16 protein-coding genes are annotated in these 16,692 nt (G+C 57.6%); 10 read left to right on the top strand and 6 right to left on the bottom strand.

Features of this window, described 5'->3' with window-relative positions; translation table 11 throughout:
• The 6 genes from leuB to ACEW8J_RS02275 all read left to right on the top strand — a co-directional run.
• Positions 1-675 (top strand): 3-isopropylmalate dehydrogenase (leuB, locus tag ACEW8J_RS02300; RefSeq protein WP_373490012.1); only part of this gene is annotated, 675 nt, incomplete at its 5' end.
• Positions 676-683: 8 nt separating this feature from the next.
• Complete coding sequence (locus ACEW8J_RS02295) at positions 684-1,892, top strand: PLP-dependent aspartate aminotransferase family protein (protein WP_373490011.1); 1,209 nt, start codon at positions 684-686, stop codon at positions 1,890-1,892.
• Positions 1,893-1,913: 21 nt separating this feature from the next.
• Complete coding sequence (apaG, locus tag ACEW8J_RS02290) at positions 1,914-2,312, top strand: Co2+/Mg2+ efflux protein ApaG (RefSeq protein ID WP_373490010.1); 399 nt, start codon at positions 1,914-1,916, stop codon at positions 2,310-2,312.
• On the top strand, positions 2,309-3,106 hold the full coding sequence (locus ACEW8J_RS02285) for a LysR substrate-binding domain-containing protein (RefSeq protein WP_373490009.1): 798 nt from the start codon (positions 2,309-2,311) through the stop codon (positions 3,104-3,106). The genes apaG and ACEW8J_RS02285 overlap by 4 nt, the downstream gene beginning before the upstream one ends.
• A gap of 55 nt (positions 3,107-3,161) precedes the next feature.
• Positions 3,162-4,211 (top strand): caspase domain-containing protein, encoded by a 1,050-nt coding sequence (locus ACEW8J_RS02280; RefSeq protein ID WP_373490008.1) that lies wholly within the window; start codon positions 3,162-3,164, stop codon positions 4,209-4,211.
• Positions 4,183-4,479, top strand: a complete 297-nt coding sequence (locus tag ACEW8J_RS02275; protein WP_373490007.1) for a hypothetical protein — start codon at positions 4,183-4,185, stop codon at positions 4,477-4,479. The genes ACEW8J_RS02280 and ACEW8J_RS02275 overlap by 29 nt, the downstream gene beginning before the upstream one ends.
• Positions 4,480-4,513: 34 nt before the next feature.
• Here ACEW8J_RS02275 and ACEW8J_RS02270 read toward each other — a convergent pair whose 3' ends face one another.
• The 3 genes from ACEW8J_RS02270 to ACEW8J_RS02260 all read right to left on the bottom strand — a co-directional run bounded on the left by ACEW8J_RS02270 (position 4,514) and on the right by ACEW8J_RS02260 (position 8,618).
• Positions 4,514-5,821 (bottom strand): serine hydrolase, encoded by a 1,308-nt coding sequence (locus ACEW8J_RS02270; protein WP_373490006.1) that lies wholly within the window; start codon positions 5,819-5,821, stop codon positions 4,514-4,516.
• A 40-nt stretch (positions 5,822-5,861) separates the two neighbouring features.
• Complete coding sequence (gene parE, locus ACEW8J_RS02265) at positions 5,862-7,850, bottom strand: DNA topoisomerase IV subunit B (protein ID WP_373490005.1); 1,989 nt, start codon at positions 7,848-7,850, stop codon at positions 5,862-5,864.
• Positions 7,851-7,943: 93 nt separating this feature from the next.
• Positions 7,944-8,618, bottom strand: coding sequence for a GcrA family cell cycle regulator (locus ACEW8J_RS02260; protein WP_373490004.1), 675 nt, complete (start codon positions 8,616-8,618; stop codon positions 7,944-7,946).
• Between the two features lie 234 nt (positions 8,619-8,852).
• On the opposite strand from ACEW8J_RS02260, the gene ACEW8J_RS02255 reads away from it, so the two are divergent.
• Positions 8,853-9,659 carry an ABC transporter permease gene (locus ACEW8J_RS02255; RefSeq protein WP_373490013.1) on the top strand — a complete coding sequence of 269 codons (807 nt, stop codon included), beginning with the start codon at positions 8,853-8,855 and terminating at the stop codon, positions 9,657-9,659.
• Between the two features lie 31 nt (positions 9,660-9,690).
• On the opposite strand, the gene hspQ is transcribed toward ACEW8J_RS02255, so the two are convergent.
• The 3 genes from hspQ to ACEW8J_RS02240 form a co-directional block, all read right to left on the bottom strand.
• The gene (gene hspQ, locus ACEW8J_RS02250) at positions 9,691-10,071 is read right to left on the bottom strand and encodes a heat shock protein HspQ (protein WP_373490003.1); all 381 of its coding nucleotides are present in this window, start codon (positions 10,069-10,071) and stop codon (positions 9,691-9,693) included.
• A 205-nt stretch (positions 10,072-10,276) separates the two neighbouring features.
• Positions 10,277-10,930 (bottom strand): hypothetical protein, encoded by a 654-nt coding sequence (locus ACEW8J_RS02245; RefSeq protein WP_373490002.1) that lies wholly within the window; start codon positions 10,928-10,930, stop codon positions 10,277-10,279.
• Between the two features lie 139 nt (positions 10,931-11,069).
• Positions 11,070-12,272 carry an MFS transporter gene (locus tag ACEW8J_RS02240; protein ID WP_373490001.1) on the bottom strand — a complete coding sequence of 401 codons (1,203 nt, stop codon included), beginning with the start codon at positions 12,270-12,272 and terminating at the stop codon, positions 11,070-11,072.
• A gap of 350 nt (positions 12,273-12,622) precedes the next feature.
• Here ACEW8J_RS02240 and ACEW8J_RS02235 point away from each other — a divergent pair, with 350 nt between their 5' ends.
• From ACEW8J_RS02235 to ACEW8J_RS02225, 3 genes are all read left to right on the top strand, one after another.
• Complete coding sequence (locus ACEW8J_RS02235; protein WP_373490000.1) at positions 12,623-14,290, top strand: putative bifunctional diguanylate cyclase/phosphodiesterase; 1,668 nt, start codon at positions 12,623-12,625, stop codon at positions 14,288-14,290.
• A gap of 395 nt (positions 14,291-14,685) precedes the next feature.
• On the top strand, positions 14,686-15,228 hold the full coding sequence (locus ACEW8J_RS02230) for a hypothetical protein (RefSeq protein WP_373489999.1): 543 nt from the start codon (positions 14,686-14,688) through the stop codon (positions 15,226-15,228).
• Positions 15,229-15,947: 719 nt separating this feature from the next.
• Positions 15,948-16,692: tyrosine-type recombinase/integrase (locus ACEW8J_RS02225; RefSeq protein ID WP_373489998.1), on the top strand; the 745-nt coding region annotated here is incomplete at its 3' end.

Here is a 16,692-nt window from a genome sequence, read left to right as displayed (position 1 = left end):
ATCCTGCGCGAGCTGACCGGCGATGTCTATTTTGGCGAGAAAGGCCAGCGGCAGACCGCGACGGGCCGGCGTCAGGGCTATGATGTCATGGCCTATGACGAGGACGAAATTGCGCGCATCGCCCATGTCGCGTTCAAGGCGGCCCAGGGGCGGCGCAAGAAGCTGTGCTCGGTCGACAAGGCCAATGTCCTGCAGACATCGGTGCTGTGGCGCGCGGTGGTCGAGGAAGTGGGAACCGGCTATCCGGACGTCGCGCTCAGCCATATGTATGTCGACAATGCCGCGATGCAGATGGTTCGCAATCCCGGCCAATTTGATGTGATGCTCACCGGCAATCTGTTTGGCGATATCCTTTCCGATCAGGCGAGCATGTGCGTCGGCTCGATCGGCCTTTTGGCTTCGGCCTCTTTGGGGGAGGGCACCAGGGGCCTGTACGAACCAATCCACGGCAGCGCGCCGGATATTGCCGGTCAGGGCATCGCCAATCCCTGCGCCATGATCCTGTCCGCTGCGATGATGCTGCGGCACAGTTTCGGCATGGATACGGAGGCGAGCCGGATCGAGACCGCGGTTGCCGCCGTGCTCGCTCAGGGCGTGCTTGGCCATGATCTGGGCGGTGATGCATCCACTTCGGATATCGGCGACGCTATTGTCGCGCAACTGACAGGCGGCTAGGAAGAATCATGAAGAGAAATACCGGCCAGGACCGCGAGATTACCAAGAAGTGGCGTCCGGCCACCCAGGCGATTCGCAGCGGCACCATGCGCAGTGAATTTGGCGAGACGTCGGAAGCGCTGTTCCTGACCTCCGGCTATAGCTATGACTGCGCCGAGGATGCCGCTGCCCGCTTCGCCGGCGAGCAGGACGGCATGACCTACAGCCGGCTGCAGAATCCGACGGTGCAGATGCTGGAAGAGCGGATTGCGATCATGGAAGGGGCGGAAGCCTGCCGGGCGACCGCATCGGGCATGGCGGCGATGACCGCCGCCTTGCTTTGCCAGCTGCAGGCCGGTGACCATGTCGTGGCCAGCCGCGCGCTGTTCGGCTCCTGCCGCTGGCTCACCGATAGTCTGCTGCCCAAATTCGGCATCGAAACCACCGTGGTCGACGGCCGCGAGATCGAAAACTGGGAACGGGCAATCACGCCGAAGACCAAGGTCTTTTTCTTCGAGACGCCGGCCAACCCGACCATGGACGTGATCGATATCCGCAGCGTCTGCGATCTGGCGCGGGCCAAGGGCATCACCAGCGTCGTCGACAATGCCTTCGCCACCAATGTGCTGCAGCGGCCGATGGAATATGGCGCCGACGTGGTCGCCTATAGCGCGACCAAGATGATGGACGGGCAGGGGCGGGTATTGGCCGGTGCGGTCTGCGGCAGCGAGGAATTTATCGAGGAAACCCTGCTCGCCTTCACCCGCAACACCGGGCCGACGCTGAGCGCATTCAACGCCTGGGTCGTGCTCAAGGGACTGGAAACGCTTGATCTGCGGATTCGCCGGCAGAGCAACAATGCGCTCGAGGTGGGCAAGTTTTTAGAGCAGCGGGTAGAGAAAATCTTGCACCCCGGGCTGCCGAGCCATCCCCAGCACAAACTGGCGATGAGCCAGATGGAGGCCGCCGGACCGATCTTCTCGCTCTATGTCGGTGGCGGTCGGAAGCGCGCCCATGGCCTTCTCAACGCATTGAATCTGATAGATATTTCCAACAATATCGGTGACAGCCGTTCGCTGATGTGTCACCCGACCTCGACCACCCATCACGGCCTCGGCGAGGAAGCCCGGCAGGAAATCGGGATCAGCGAAGACATGCTGCGGATCAATATCGGCCTCGAGGATCCGATCGATTTGATCGATGACCTGGATCAGGCCCTTTCGTCTGTCGGACTTTAACTCTATATCATCATGATGATGATGGACTCATTCTTTCCCTTTGCCGAAACCACCGAGGGTGTCACCATCCGCGTTTCGGTGACCTTCCTGCCCGAGCAATCCGATATCGACAGCAGGCGCTGGTTCTGGGCCTATCATATCCGCATCGAAAATCATCGGGAGACAGCCGTGCAGTTGCTGACGCGGCACTGGCGGATCCACGACGAACGGGGCGGCCTGCAAATGGTTGATGGCGAAGGGGTGGTGGGCGAACAGCCGATCATCCAGCCGGGCAAGGCCCACGACTATGTCTCCGGTTGCCCGCTCAACACGCCCAATGGCTCGATGGAAGGGCATTTTGTCATGGTCGGCAGCGCGCCCTCGGTCTTTGAGGTGCGCATTCCTCATTTTCCTCTGACCGAACCGACCGTCGAGCAATGAAACGGACCCATCTGCCGCTGAACGGGCTGCGTGTGCTTGATGCTGCGGCTCGGCATCTCAGTTTCACCAAGGCGGCCGATGAACTGGCGGTAACCCCGGCAGCGGTCGGTCAACAGATTCGGGCGCTGGAAGACATGCTCGGCGTGGTGATGTTTCGGCGCACTCCCAAGGGTCTCGAACTGACCGACGAAGCGGCGGCCGGGCTGGATGCGCTGCGCTCCGGCTTCCTGCAGTTTGAAGAGGCTGTCCGGGCGATGCAATCGGGCCAGTCCTCCCACAAACTGACCATTGCCGCGCCGCGCGATTTTACCCAGAAATGGCTGAACGAGCGATTGTCAGCCTTTTCCGCCGATCATCCCGATACCCGTTTCGCGCTGGTCGCGGCCGATGATGCGATCGATTTTACCGAAGCCAATCTGGACGTGGCAATCTGGCTCGGCGACGGGCCGGGTCAGCATGAAGGCAGGATGCTTGGCGATACCGTCTTCGTGAAAGTCGCTGCTCCGGGTCTCAATGGCGGCAACAAGATCGACTGGCCTGGCTGTCCCATTTCCGAAGGCGAGGAAACCTTGATGCGGGTTGCCGATGGCGGGCTTGCCATCGAAGCGGCAGCCAATGGCTTCGGCTATGCATGGGTCCCGAAGATGCTGGTTCAGCGCGATCTGGCCGCGGGCCGGATCGAGATTATCGGCGAAGACAGCGTTTCTTCTCGCGGCTACTGGCTGATGGCACCGCTGCCACAGTGGCGGCAGCAAAAGGTGAAAGCGCTGGTCGAGACACTCGCAGAGGCATAGTCTTGCGCGTCTCGTCGTTCCCGCCTACCATGGGTTGCGGGAGCGGGGGGATGTTATGACGAGACTCTGGTTGTTTGTGGCGGCTGCGCTTTTCTTCATGGGAAGCAGCCTGGAGGCAAAACAGGTCGCCCTGATCATTGGCAACGCCCAATATCTCAACACCAGTCCGCTCGACAACGCCGATAATGATGCAAATCTGGTAGCGGAAGCGGCCAGAAAGGCTGGATTTGACGAAGTCACTATCGCCCTCGACCAGTCTGTTGACGATTTCAGACTCACTCTCCGGCGCTTCCGTGAACAGGCCGATGGCGCCGATGTCGCTATGGTCTATTATGCCGGTCACGGGATGGAAGGACAGGGTGAAAACTGGCTGGTTCCGATCGATGCGGAACTGAACTCCAGTTTCGACCTGCCCTTTGAAACGATCAATCTCAACCGCTTGATGGAAACAGTCGCTGGCGCGCAAGTACGAGTGGTGGTGCTGGATGCGTGCCGCAACAATCCCTTCGCCAACAGCTGGCGCGCCGGATCACGGGCAGTGGCTCGGGGTCTCGCCGGGATTGATGTCGACGATGTTCTGGTGATCTATGCAGCGGCGCCGGGCCAGACAGCCAGCGACGGTGACGGCGCAAATTCTCCCTTTGCCATTTCCCTCGCCGCCCGTTTGCCAGAACCCGATCTGCCGTTGCAATTGCTCGGCGGTACGGTGCGCGATGATGTGCTGAAAGCCACCGGCGGCAAGCAGCGTCCTTTTGTCAGCGCCAGCATCACCGGTACGCCAATCTATCTGACACCGACACGATCTGCACCGGTTGCTTCCGCCAGTACCGCCGCTGCTGGCGTCAACCAGGCCGAACTGGAAGGCATTGCCTGGCGCGGCGCGCTCGCTACCGACAGCGTCAGCGCGTTCAGCACCTATTTGTCGCTGTTTCCGACCGGCCAATATGCTTCCGAGGCGGCCCTGAAAATTTCCGCATTGCTCGCGTCACCGGTCGTCCTCGCGAAGCCCCGGTACCCCCGCTGCCGGATCCGGAAAAAGCATAAAAATTTCCAATATCCTGATCCAGAATGTCAAATTGACGGGATTCATGGGGCTGCCCGATGATCTGTTCCTGCGGTTCAACAATGGCGATCGCTATCCCGACGCCGGCAGCAAAAATCAGAGATTCAAAAAGGGCGATAGCTGGATGATCGCAGAAACGTTTGAAATGAGCGATCCGGTCATCTTCAAGGTTATGGAACATGATACGATTGGCGGCCATGATACGATTGGTACGGTGACCGTCAGCAACAATCCTGGAAGCTATACACAGACCATGAATGGCGACCGGAGTGAATATATCATTTCGTATGACGTGAGTTCCGCCGAATAATCGCAACGATCATTTCTGACGGGTTGCGGTGCGGCTATCGCTCGGTCAGCAGATTCACCAGCCGGGTGGTCAGCGACAGCAGGTCGCTTTCCTGCAAAGACTCTTCTTCATTGTTCCAGGTCACCGCAAGCGCATAGCTTTTGCCGGCTTTCGACCGCAGCAGGAAATTATAGGACAAGACGCCGGGTTCGGATCCGCCCTTATAGCCGAAATAGCTCCATTTCCCTGCCGCTTCCTCGCCTATTCCGGGGTTGATGGCCAGGAGTTTCCGGGTTTCGTCGCTCGCATTGTGGTGCAGATAGGCGAGCAATCGAATGATATCAGCCGGCGTCGCGAACCATTCCAGCTGATCGATATGGTTGGGCTTGCTGGTCAATATGCGGGAATCAAGACTGTCCAGGGTCAGCGCGCTATCGAATTCGGTGAGCAATATTTCACGCGCGGCCGGTTCGGCGGCCAGAAATCGGTCTCTGCGACCGGCATGCACCGGCATTTTCAGCGCAGATGCCTGCCGCGTCATCAGAAAAGGGCGCATTTGATCCGGGTCACGATGACCAGCGGCTTGTACCATCCTGGCCAGCCTCTCCTGACCAAGAATCCGGATCAGCGTGTCGGTGGCGCTATTATCGCTGATCGAGATCATCAGCGTGGCCAGCGTGTGCAGTGTCACCGGCGATCCGTCGGGCCAGCTCTGGCTGATTCCTGATGGATGGGATTTTGGTCCCAGTTCGACCACGTCGGACCATTGCCGTTCCCCCGTCAGTACCGCGCGGTCCAGCTCGGCCAATATATAGAGCTTGAAGGCCGAAGCGATGGCATAGCGCCCGTTGGCATCGAGCGCTGCGACCGGCGGCAGGTCGGCACTCTCCAGCGGTTGGATCAGCACGCCCTGGCGACCGGGCAGGGCGTCAATCGCGGCGATGACATCGGCGATCGAATTGCCTCCCGCCTCGAAACCGGTCAGCAGCAGGCCGGAAATACGGTGCTGAGCGCTATTTTCCAGATCCAGGCTGACGGTACCAATGGATTTTTCGTAGCGGATCTTGATCACTGCGGAATTGTCGCTTCGCGGACTGATCGATAATATTTCGAGTGCCTGACCCTGCTGTGCCGTCACTTGTCGCGTTAGGGTCCGAAACTGGGCAGGGGGCACGGCGTTCCGAAAATTCTCATCGAAAACCTCGTCCTCGATCGCTTCGCCCTGCAAAAGGCGAAGCACATCATTGGCGCGCTCGGAAAGCTGCTCGGATATATTGATTTGCGTCTGAGCCTTGGCGGGATTGGAGAAGACCGGGAGTGAACAGGCTAGCAGGGAAAGAGCGAAGGCAGGAAGGAAGCGCACGATCATCTCCGGTCAATATCTATGAATCAGAAATCAAAGCCTAAGCGTCGATCACATCCTCATCAAGGCTGGCGGCATTTTGCTGGATGAAGTTGAACCTATGTTCCGGATTTTTTCCCATCAGCCGGTCGACCAGATCCTTGACGCTGGCGCGCTGCTCATATTCCTGCGGCAGGGTCACCCTGAACAAGGACCGCGTATTCGGGTCCATTGTCGTTTCCTTGAGCTGGTTCGGGTTCATCTCGCCCAGGCCCTTGAAGCGGCTGACGTCCACTTTCTTGCCCTTGAACGGACCATTTTCGATGGCGGCGCGGGCGCGTTCATCCTGCGCATAGTGACTCTTGCCGCCGGCGCTGATCCGGTAGAGCGGAGGGCGGGCAAGGAACAGATGGCCCTGACGGACCAGTTCCGGCATTTCCTGAAAGAAGAAGGTCATCAGCAAGGTCGCGATATGGGCGCCATCGACGTCCGCGTCGGTCATGATGATCACCCGCTCGTAGCGCAGATTGTCGGGGTCGCAGTCCTTGCGCGTGCCGCAGCCCAGCGCGAGGATCAGATCGGCGATTTCGCTATTGGCGAATATCTTCGCGCTATTGGCTGAGGCGACATTGAGGATCTTGCCGCGAATCGGCAGGATTGCCTGCGTCTTGCGGTCGCGGGCCTGCTTGGCCGAGCCGCCGGCGCTGTCGCCTTCGACAATGAATATTTCAGTGCCTGCCGGATCATTGCCCGAACAGTCGGTCAGCTTGCCGGGCAGACGGACCTTGCGCCCCGATGTCGCGGTCTTGCGCTTGACCTCGCGCTCCGCCTTGCGCTTCAGCCGCTCGTCCATCCGCTCCATGACGAAGCCGAGCAGCGCCTTACCGCGATCCATATTGTCGGTGAGGAAATGGTCGAAATGATCGCGCACAGCGTTTTCGACATATTTCGTCGCCTCGGGCGAGGTCAGCCGGTCCTTGGTCTGGCTCTGAAACTGCGGATCGCGGATGAACACCGACAGCATCATTTCGCCGCCGGAAATGATGTCATCGGCGGTCAGTTGCGATGCCTTCTTGATCTGCACCAGTTCACCAAAGGCGCGCAGTCCGCGGACGAGAGCATTGCGCAGGCCCGTCTCATGGGTACCGCCGTTTGGCGTGGGTATCGTGTTGCAATACCAGCTGTAGCTGCCGTCGGTCCAGATCGGCCATGTGATCGCCCATTCCACCCGGCCCTGGCTGTCGGGAAAATCCTGATTGCCGGCAAAAAAATCGGTGGTGACGCATTCGCGCCCGGCCAGCTGTTCGCGCAGATGATCGGAGAGGCCGCCGGGAAACTGGAATATCGCTTCGGCCGGGACGTCGTCGCTGGCCTGGCTCTCGTCACATTTCCAGCGGATTTCAACGCCAGCGTAGAGATAGGCCTTGGAACGCGCCAGTTTGAACAGCCGGGAAGGTTTGAACCGGTTGCCTTCGCCGAAAATCTCGATGTCGGGAACGAAGGATATGCTGGTGCCGCGGCGGTTCTGGGTGGTACCGACTTCCTCCAGTTTAGAGGTCGCCAGGCCTTGAGAGAAGGTCTGGCGATAGAGGGTCTTGTTGCGTGCGACTTCGACAATCGTGTCGGAGGACAGGGCATTGACGACGGAAACGCCGACGCCGTGCAGGCCGCCCGAAGTCGCATAAGCCTTGTCGGAGAATTTACCGCCCGAGTGAAGGGTGGTCATGATCACTTCGAGTGCCGACTTGCCCGGAAATTTGGGGTGCGGGTCGACCGGAATGCCGCGCCCATTGTCGCTGACGGTCAGACGGTTATCGGCGTCGAGCGTGATCTCGATGCGGCTGGCATGGCCGGCAACGGCTTCGTCCATGCTATTGTCGATGACTTCGGCAGCGAGATGGTGGAGCGCGCGTTCATCGACGCCGCCAATATACATGCCGGGGCGCTTGCGAACAGGCTCAAGGCCTTCCAGAACCTCGATGGCCGAAGCATCATAGTCACCGGTTTTGGATTGGGTTGGCGGGTTGGCACCGAACAGATCATCAGACATGCCCGACCCTATAAGAGCGCAGGAGTCACACTGGCAAGAGACTTATGATGTCTCTGGCCAGCGCATTGAAAATTCTTGAAATCTGGGTGTTGTTTAGCGAACCCGTGGGCCGCCAAAAGGCAGCGGTGGCGGTGCGCGACGGGCACCGCGCGGCAATTGCGCCTGGAACGCACGACCGCAATGCTCGACACAATAGGGAAAGCCCGGGTTCACTTCCTCTCCGCAGAAATGGAAGTCGGGTTCGCCGGGATGGTTGATCGGCCAGCGGCAGATCTTGTCATTGAGGTCGAGCAGACTGGTCTTGTCGGCAATTTCGTCGCTCGGCTTGGCCGGAACCAGACGGCGCGGCGGGGCTGGCGGAATCGGGGCCTGCTGGTCACCGGGACCCTGGCGCAGGAAACCGCCGGGACCGACGGACACGATCTTCGGGCCGTCATGCTTGGGCTGACGGGCCTGCTGTGCGGCATGGGTGCGGGCGGCCGGCGTTGGCGGCGGCATCGCGCGACGGGCGACATGCTCTTCCTTCGGCTTGGAAGCAGCCCCGGCTTTTGCCGGCGGTTTCTTTGCCTTGGGTGCCGGTTTGGCGCCTTTTTTGGCTTGCGGCTTGGCCTTGACCGGAGACGGACGGGATTTCAGGCCCAGACGATGCGCCTTGCCGATCACGGCATTGCGACTGACGCCGCCCAGTTCTTCCGCGATCTGGCTGGCGGTCAGGCCTTTTTCCCACATATTCTTCAGCGAATCGATCCGCTCATCCGTCCAAGCCATGCAAAGTCCTAATCATTTACGAGTTGTGGCGATATAGGGTCGCCGGGGTGAATATACAACCACGATAATGGGCACGATAATGGGCACAATAATGGCGCGCAGCGTGGGTGATACGGGCCTTGCGCTGGCGGCCGTCTGATATGGGCTTGTGATTGATCCCGGGAGCCGATAGGCGGGGCATATATGCCCAACCAGCCCGAAAAAGATCAGACGACAGGCCAGTCGCTCAAACGGATGCGCTTTGCCGAACCTGGCGTGCCGATCATCCGCGGGGTCAACTGGGCCGGATTTCTGGCGCTCTACTGGAAAGAGGTGAGGCGGTTTTTCAAGGTGCAGCTGCAGACCGTCTGGGCGCCGTCGATCACCACCTTATTGTTTCTGGTCATTTTTACCATCGCCATGGGCCGCGGCGATCGCACCGTCCTGGGCGTCCCTTTCCCCGACTTTATCGCGCCCGGCCTGATCTGCATGGGCATGCTCCAGAATGCGTTTGCCAATAGCAGCTTTTCCATGCTGGTCGGCAAGATTCAGGGCACGATCATCGACTATCTGACGCCGCCGCTGTCGGTCGGCGAATTGCTCGCCGCCTTGGTAGCCTCCTCGATGACACGCGCTGCGCTGGTCGGTTTTGCGGTTTGGCTGGCGATGTTCCTGTGGCCCGGCGTCAATGTCGGCGTCACCCATTGGTGGGCGGTGCTCTGGTTCGGCATCATGGGCGCGGCGATGCTGTCCTTCCTCGGTGTGCTGACCTCGATCTGGGCGGAAAAATTCGACCATGCCGCAGCCGTGACGAATTTCGTGGTCGCACCGCTGGCGCTTCTATCCGGGACGTTTTACGCGATCGACCGGCTGTCGCCAGCCTTTCAGGCGGTCAGCCATGCCAATCCCTTCTTCTACGCGATCTCCGGCTTCCGTTACGGTTTTCTCGGCGAAGCGGATTCGCCCGTCGCGCTGGGCGCGCTGATCCTGCTGGCGATCAACATCGGCTTGGCGATCATCTGCTATCTGCTGCTGAAATCGGGCTGGAAGATCAAGTCCTGACCCCGCCGGTTTGACGGCCTGATGCGGGCGGCTAGTGCCGGTGAATCCGGTGCAGCTTGTATTTGCCGCCGTCCGTCGCCTGAAACAGCCGGGCCACATCGGGATGGCCAACCGGTTCGCCGCTGTCGTCGGACAGAAGATTCTGTTGGCTGACATAGGCGACATAGCTGCTTTCGGCATTTTCCGCGAACAGATGGTAGAAGGGCTGGTCCTTGTGCGGCTGCAGATCCTTCGGGATCGCCTCATACCATTCGTCGCTGTTGGCAAAAACCGGATCGATATCATAGATCACGCCGCGAAAATCGAAAATCCGATGACGGACGACATCGCCAATGGCGAAGCGCGCGTCCAGAATATCGGGCGTGTCGGGCGGCAAGGGATTGCCGGATTTGAAAGGATCAGCAGTATTCATGGCTATAATTTAGGCGCTTTGCCATCAGATGCAAGCGCTGCATCGCGATGGGGGGCAGGCAGATGGATATGGTTATTCTAAATGCCAATGCGTCGCCCGAACTTCGCGAAGTGGAGCCGGTGGACCTCGTCCCCGAATGAAGACCGCCACCTTTACCCGGAGCGCCCGATAGATCAGCGCATTTCGGGCAAAGGCGGCGATTGCATCATTCCACAGTTTCGGCACTTTCCGCATTGACAGACATGGGTACCGCTGGCGCATCCACCGACAACGGCGCCGGAGCCTTGTTCGCGATCGCCAGTTCCACATCTTCATCAATGAAACCATTGACCGCGCCGCCCATGGGCAAAACCGCGCTGGTGCCAGTGGTAAAAAACCCAGCGATCGGTACGAATAAAATCGCACCAACCACTGCGCCCGTTCCGGTCACGCCTTTATCATCGAAAGAGCCCGTCAAACGGATTTGGCGACCATTCACCCGCAAGTAAAGTAGCTTCGCGTCCAACTTGCCGGACTTGCCCCACATGCCCTTGTTCCGAACGCCAACAATTTCACCCCAGGCAGGTGTGCCGGCCGGAATGACGGTCACGCCATTCACTTCGACGGGAGCGGCAACTTCCAGATTGAACCGCTGGCCGACTTTTGCCATTTTCTCTTTCGTGGTTATCTCTTCCATGAGCTTGAATGCGATAGGCGTTCCGGCGCGCAACATGGCGTTGGTTGTTGCCGGTGCCGCGACAGGCGTTAATGCCGATGATGCCAATGGCGAAATCGTCGTTGCTTCAGTCGCTATCTCCTGAGCCTGGACATGGGTAGACGCAAGCATGAGGCAGGAAGCCCCCAGAATCAGTTTTTTCATTTTATACCCCCTGGCAACCAGTCCATGAACCGAAAATCGGCTCCTTCTGGAGTGTGTTGCTTCTTGTCCTATGTGCTTGAAATTACACCAAGTCTAGTCCCTACGAGCCAGGCGGATAGGCCAAGCGATCCGCAACCTGTCATCGCTGCTGCCGGTCGGCCAGCGCTTCGGTTTCGGGTGTAGAGGATCGCGCTGGCGGAATGGCTTGAAAGCGAGCCTTTTCCTCAAGCTTTGCCGGTTCTCGCTGGCTCATTCTCCACAGCGTGAACAGCACGATCAGGATATGGGACATGATCATGGTCCAGAACAGCGCCAGCGGGCCGACAAGTGAAAGGGCAATACCTCCCGCAAACGGCCCGGCAATCGCACCAAAGCCGAAAAACAACAGAAGCCCGCCGCTGACCTGAACATATTGACCCGGTTTGGCGTGGTCATTGGCGTGGGCCAGGACCATCGGATACATGGCGAAAATGGCGGCGCCGAGCAGCGAGCCGATCAGGATATTATGGATGGCATCGACCGGGCCAAGGACAAGAAACGCGCCGTCTGCCAGGATCGCCAGAAGCGCGAGGAACAGCAGCACCTTTCTGCGGTCGAACCGGTCGGATGCCCGGCCGAGCGGAATCTGGAACAGAGCCCCGGCCAGCACCGGCACGCTGCAGAACAGGACGATGCTGGTCATGTCGAGACCGATAATGTTAGCATAAACTGCGGCCAGAGTGCCAAAAGTTCCGTTGGAAATGCCGATCATCAGCGCGGCAAAAACCGCAACCGGTGAATTGCGCCAGAGCTCGGGGATGTTGAGCTTCACCTCGAACAGCGGCGCTGGCGCGCGCGTCGAACTGATCGCCGTGGGAATAAGCGCGAGGCAATAGAAGATCGCCGCCAGGATGAAATACCAGTGACCCGATATGTCCGCGCCGATCAGGATCATCTGGCCGCCGGTTGAACCGATCAGATTGATCATCGTATAGGTCCCGAAAACCTGGCCGCGCATGGACGATTCCACTTCTTCGCTCAGCCAGCTTTCGACAATCATGGCCGCCCCGGCAAAGCAGAATCCGGATATCGCCCGCAGCGGAATCCAGACCCAGGCATTGGGGAACATCGATGACAGCAAGACAACAATGGCTGCCGTTGCCGCGAGCGTACCAAACGCCCTTATATGTCCAACCCCAGCCACCAGCCGCGGGGTGAAAATGCAGCCCAGCACATAACCCGCTGCCCAGCCGGTACCCAGCAATCCCAGCGAAAAAGCACTAAAGCCCTCGTTTGAGCCGCGTATCGGCAAGATCAGGCCGTTGATTCCGCCCGCGGTCAGCAAGAATAGGGAGCCGAGCAAGAGAGCGCTGAGAGGGAGATGTCTGGCAATCATGATCAAGGTGCATTTGCTCGAAATCGTCGTTTGTGTCGAGCGTAGTGTCGGTATTGTAGCGAATCCAGCGTCATTGCTGAGCAGGGTGCGGTTTTTACAGCAATGATCATCCGTGTTCGCTTGAGCTGATTGCGGAAAGAACTAGCGCCAGGCAATAGAAGACCGCCGCCAGCATAAAATACCAGTGAACCCAGAGCTCTGCCCGTCAGCGAAAAGGAACTGCGGCGCCACATTATATTCACGCAAGAAACAAAATTTCGAAAGTAAATTCCTTTTAATCATATTGAAACTGTCGCTTGATAGTCTTGAGATCTAAATTGGGATTTGTAGAGATGCAGATGACTAGATCGCCAGACCAAAAATCAGCACGCAGTTCAAACCTATTGAATGTTGGCGCGCTATTCGGTGCTATCGCCGTGTTCGTCGGATTGAGCAGTGTACTGTTGCCGGCGGCAATCGCAAAAATATTTGGTGCAGCGGTCGTACTGGATGACACCCTCAGCGTCGCGCTCTTGCTGAACATCGCCCTGATATTGTTGATCTGGCGGGGTTCGCAGGTCCTCTCGCGGCACGCGAAGGCAGCTAGTGATGCGCAGCGTGAAGCCGGCTTGGTGGCAGTCAGGGATTACGCTACTGGGCTGCGGAATCGCCCGGGCATCGTCGACATAATCGAGCAAAAGCTGAGTGCCGGACAAAATATCTCGCTGATCAACATGGATCTGGATAATTTCAAAAAAATCAATGACCTCTACGGTCATCAAGCCGGTGACGAAATGCTGAAAGAAGTAGCCGACCGGCTCGTTGATGTGACACCTGAACAATCTGCATGCGCACGTCTCGGGGGCGACGAGTTTGCTGTCTTGCTTTTCGGAGAGGCTGCCAGTGCCAAAAACACCCTGGCAGTCGCCAAAGAGATACAGAACGCCTTTCTCGAACCCGTTTCTGTCGGCGGAAGCATAAGCAAGATTAGCGCCTCGATGGGCATATATGCCGAGGTCACGCCGGGTTCCAGCATCGCGGATATATTTCGGCGGAGCGATATCGCCATGTATGAGGCAAAAAAGGCCGGGGGCGAGCAGATATCCTGTTTCGAGCCCATAATGGAAGCCGAAGTGCAACAGCGCTACAAGATGGAATCTGATATGCGAGAGGGCATATCGAAAGGGGAATTCGTCCCTTTCTATCAACCGCAATATGGTATTCGCGGCTCCAATCTCGTTGGGTTTGAAGTCCTGGCCCGGTGGAATCATCCCAGCGGTGAATTGATAGAGCCGACGGATTTCATCCCCCTCGCCGAAGCGACTGGAATGATATCGTCGCTATCCTTTTCCGTCATGCGTCAGGCTTTTGTCGATGCGAAAGCGTGGGATCATTCACTTGTGCTGGCAGTAAATATCTCCCCGGTGCAGTTAAGCGATCCGAATCTGGACAAGCAAATCATGAAGATTCTGGTGGAAACCGGCTTCCCGGCGCAACGACTGGAATTGGAGATTACCGAAAGCAGCCTGCTTGAAGATACGCCGCTGGTGCTCAGCACGATCACTAGCCTGAAGGCGCTGGGCATCAGGATTTCTCTGGACGATTTCGGTACGGGCTATTCCTCCATGACGCAGTTGAAGGCTTTTCCCTTCGATCGCATCAAAATTGACCGCAGTTTCGTTTTCTCCATGCTGGACAACGACGAGAGCGCCGCCATCGTCAAATCGATAGCTTCCCTGGCGATGTCGCTGAACGTTCCCATCACAGCCGAAGGCATTGAATCTGACGAAATGAGGGGATATCTCGACGAGATCGGCTCCATGGATGGACAGGGCTGGCTCTACGGACGGGCCACATCGAAGGAAGAACTGATAAAATTGCTCCCGCAGATCGCCTTGGCTGCCGGCGGCTATAATATCAATGACCTGAAAGTTGTAGGTGAACCTGATTCCAGCGGGAAAGAACTGGATAGCGGGCACAAGATCGCAAAAAGCGCTTCGGGATAGATTGTCGCTGCACGTCTCCCGAAAAACCATCCGGAATCGTCTTTCCTACAATATCTGCCATCTGATAATACAGATACATAATCATGGGCCCCATCCTTCATCTCGCGGCTCGCGGCATGGCATTGCGCTGTTTCATAATATTTTTCCGGCATAGTGATCGCTGATCGTCTCAGGAAAAAAATCAGTTCCATGCAAATATGGCTCGGGTTGGCAATGACCGGTTTTTACCGCTTTGAGGTGTGGGACACTTGCCCGCCAACTTTGTTTGGGAGTCATCTCTTCGACTGCGCCCTTCTGCCGACCGACGGAACCAATATCCTTCTTTTGCGTAGGTCTGAGAGAGGGCGATGGAATTTTGCAACGTCAAAAAGCGGGTCGGAATCAGGAGAAAAGGGATGAAGAAACATATTGCAATGCTGGCCGGGATTTCAATGCTGGCCGCCTGCCAGGCGGAAGAGCGCGGTGCCGATGGTTCGGGTGAACCGATGGCGGATAGTGCAATGAACGAGCAAGGCAGCAATGCCGATGAATCGGACGATATATTGGGCAAACGCTCGCTGGAAGGCGTAGATACGGTCGGTGTGGACATCGGACCGGAAGGCGGCCAGAATGACGAGCGCAACCAGGATATCACCCTTCCCGCAAAAACGCGCTATGCGACTTATTATCTGGGCAGCTATGCACCCAGGGGACAATGTGCCGGATCGGAACAATTTCTGGAGCTCAACCAGACGAAAATCACTTATGGCCAGACCAGCTGCGCGATCAAGAATGTTTCGGGCACCGGCTCCGTCGTCAAGGTCGATTTGAATAAGTGCAGCGCCGAGGGTGAGAAAGCCGCAGACCGGTCCTATCAGCTGGATCTGCCCAAGATGGACACGCTGAAGCTGTCGGGGTCGGCCAATGCCGACCTGGTCCGATGCGGCTCTGACGGCTAAAATCGCCTGGACTGGTCTGGGCGCTTCTGACACGTTTTTGATGCCGGCTAAACGATCGCGATGGTCCGGGGGACCTCCCCACTCTGGCTTGCCGAGGTCCGATGCGAGCCGAAAAGGACTTTCCTACACCTTCACCTGACTGGTAAGCCAATGGCAAGATGCTGCGCCTTTTCTGTTTTGCGAGTAATCCTGCCCCAACACAGAAAAGCCATCGGATGGATCGAGCTTGCCCTGATCTGCAAGCAAATTGGCGCGTCGGGTTTGAGCCTATAGGCCGTTTCAGCCACCCCCGATAATTCCGCTATAGGGGGTGTGACCCGTGTGACCCTGATTATTTTTAGCGGGATATTTTGGGGGCCGCGTAATCTGATGGGTGACCGAAAGGGTCGGTGGAGGTGCGTTAGACCGCCAAACCATTAAGGTTTCCGGGCGTTGCAGAGCATGATTTTATAAAAACACGGTTTTAGCACTGTTTTGGTTTCTTAAAAATCGGAGATATTGGCGGACAGGGTGTCCGCCAAACCACTTTATTCCCCAAAGTGTTTTTACGACACTGGACGGTTCTCTAAGTCTCAAAATATCGCTGAAATATAGGGATTATGAGCCACCTTTGTTTCGTGGTGACTTTTCACGACTCTTGACAACTTTCAAAATCACGCGCCTATAGTGGGGCCGAAAGTAGGGCCGGAAGTGGGGCCGCTGCTCAATGGAGACAACAAGTGGCACGAAGCCTTCACAAACTATCCGCATTGGCTGTCCGGTCGCTCGACAAGCCTGGGCGTCATTCCGATGGGGGTGGCCTGTATCTTCACATTACCAAGGATGGTCAGTCAGCGCGCCGCCGATGGATATTCCGATATTCGCGATTTGGACGAACCCGCGAGCTTGGCCTCGGTAGCGGCCGGGATTTGTCGCTGGCAAATGTCCGAGTTGAGGCTTCAAAATTGCGTGAGGCTTTGGAACAAGGTCTGGACCCGAAAGAGGAGCGCGACAGATCCAAGCAACAGCCCACGATATTTGGATTGTATGCGGATCAATATATCGCGGCGCAGCGGCCCGGATGGCGGAATGAAAAACACGCACAGCAATGGGAAATGACGATTACGAAATATGCGGCAAGTTTGCGGAAAATGCCGCTCGACGAAATTTCAACCGATGATGTTTTGGCGGTTTTGAAACCCCGATGGAGCAAGACCCCCGAAACAGCGAAGCGATTGCAAAGCCGGATAGAGGCGATTTTGGATGCGGCGAAAGCGAACGGATTGCGGACAGGCGATAACCCGGCCCGGTGGCGGGGGCATTTGGACAAGCTGCTTTCCAAGCGGTCAAAGCTGACGCGTGGTCATCATGCGGCATTGCCATTTGCCGAGTTGCCCCAATTCATCGATAAGCTTTCAAAGCGTGAGGCGCTGGCTGCTCGGGCATTGGAGTTTCTCATTCTTACCGTAGCGCGAACCGGGGATG

Origin of the sequence: Parasphingorhabdus sp., assembly GCF_041748495.1 — a bacterium.
In the GTDB taxonomy this organism is placed as follows: domain Bacteria; phylum Pseudomonadota; class Alphaproteobacteria; order Sphingomonadales; family Sphingomonadaceae; genus Parasphingorhabdus.
Note: the sequence above shows the minus strand (reverse complement) of the source record. Positions and strands in the feature narration are given on the sequence as shown.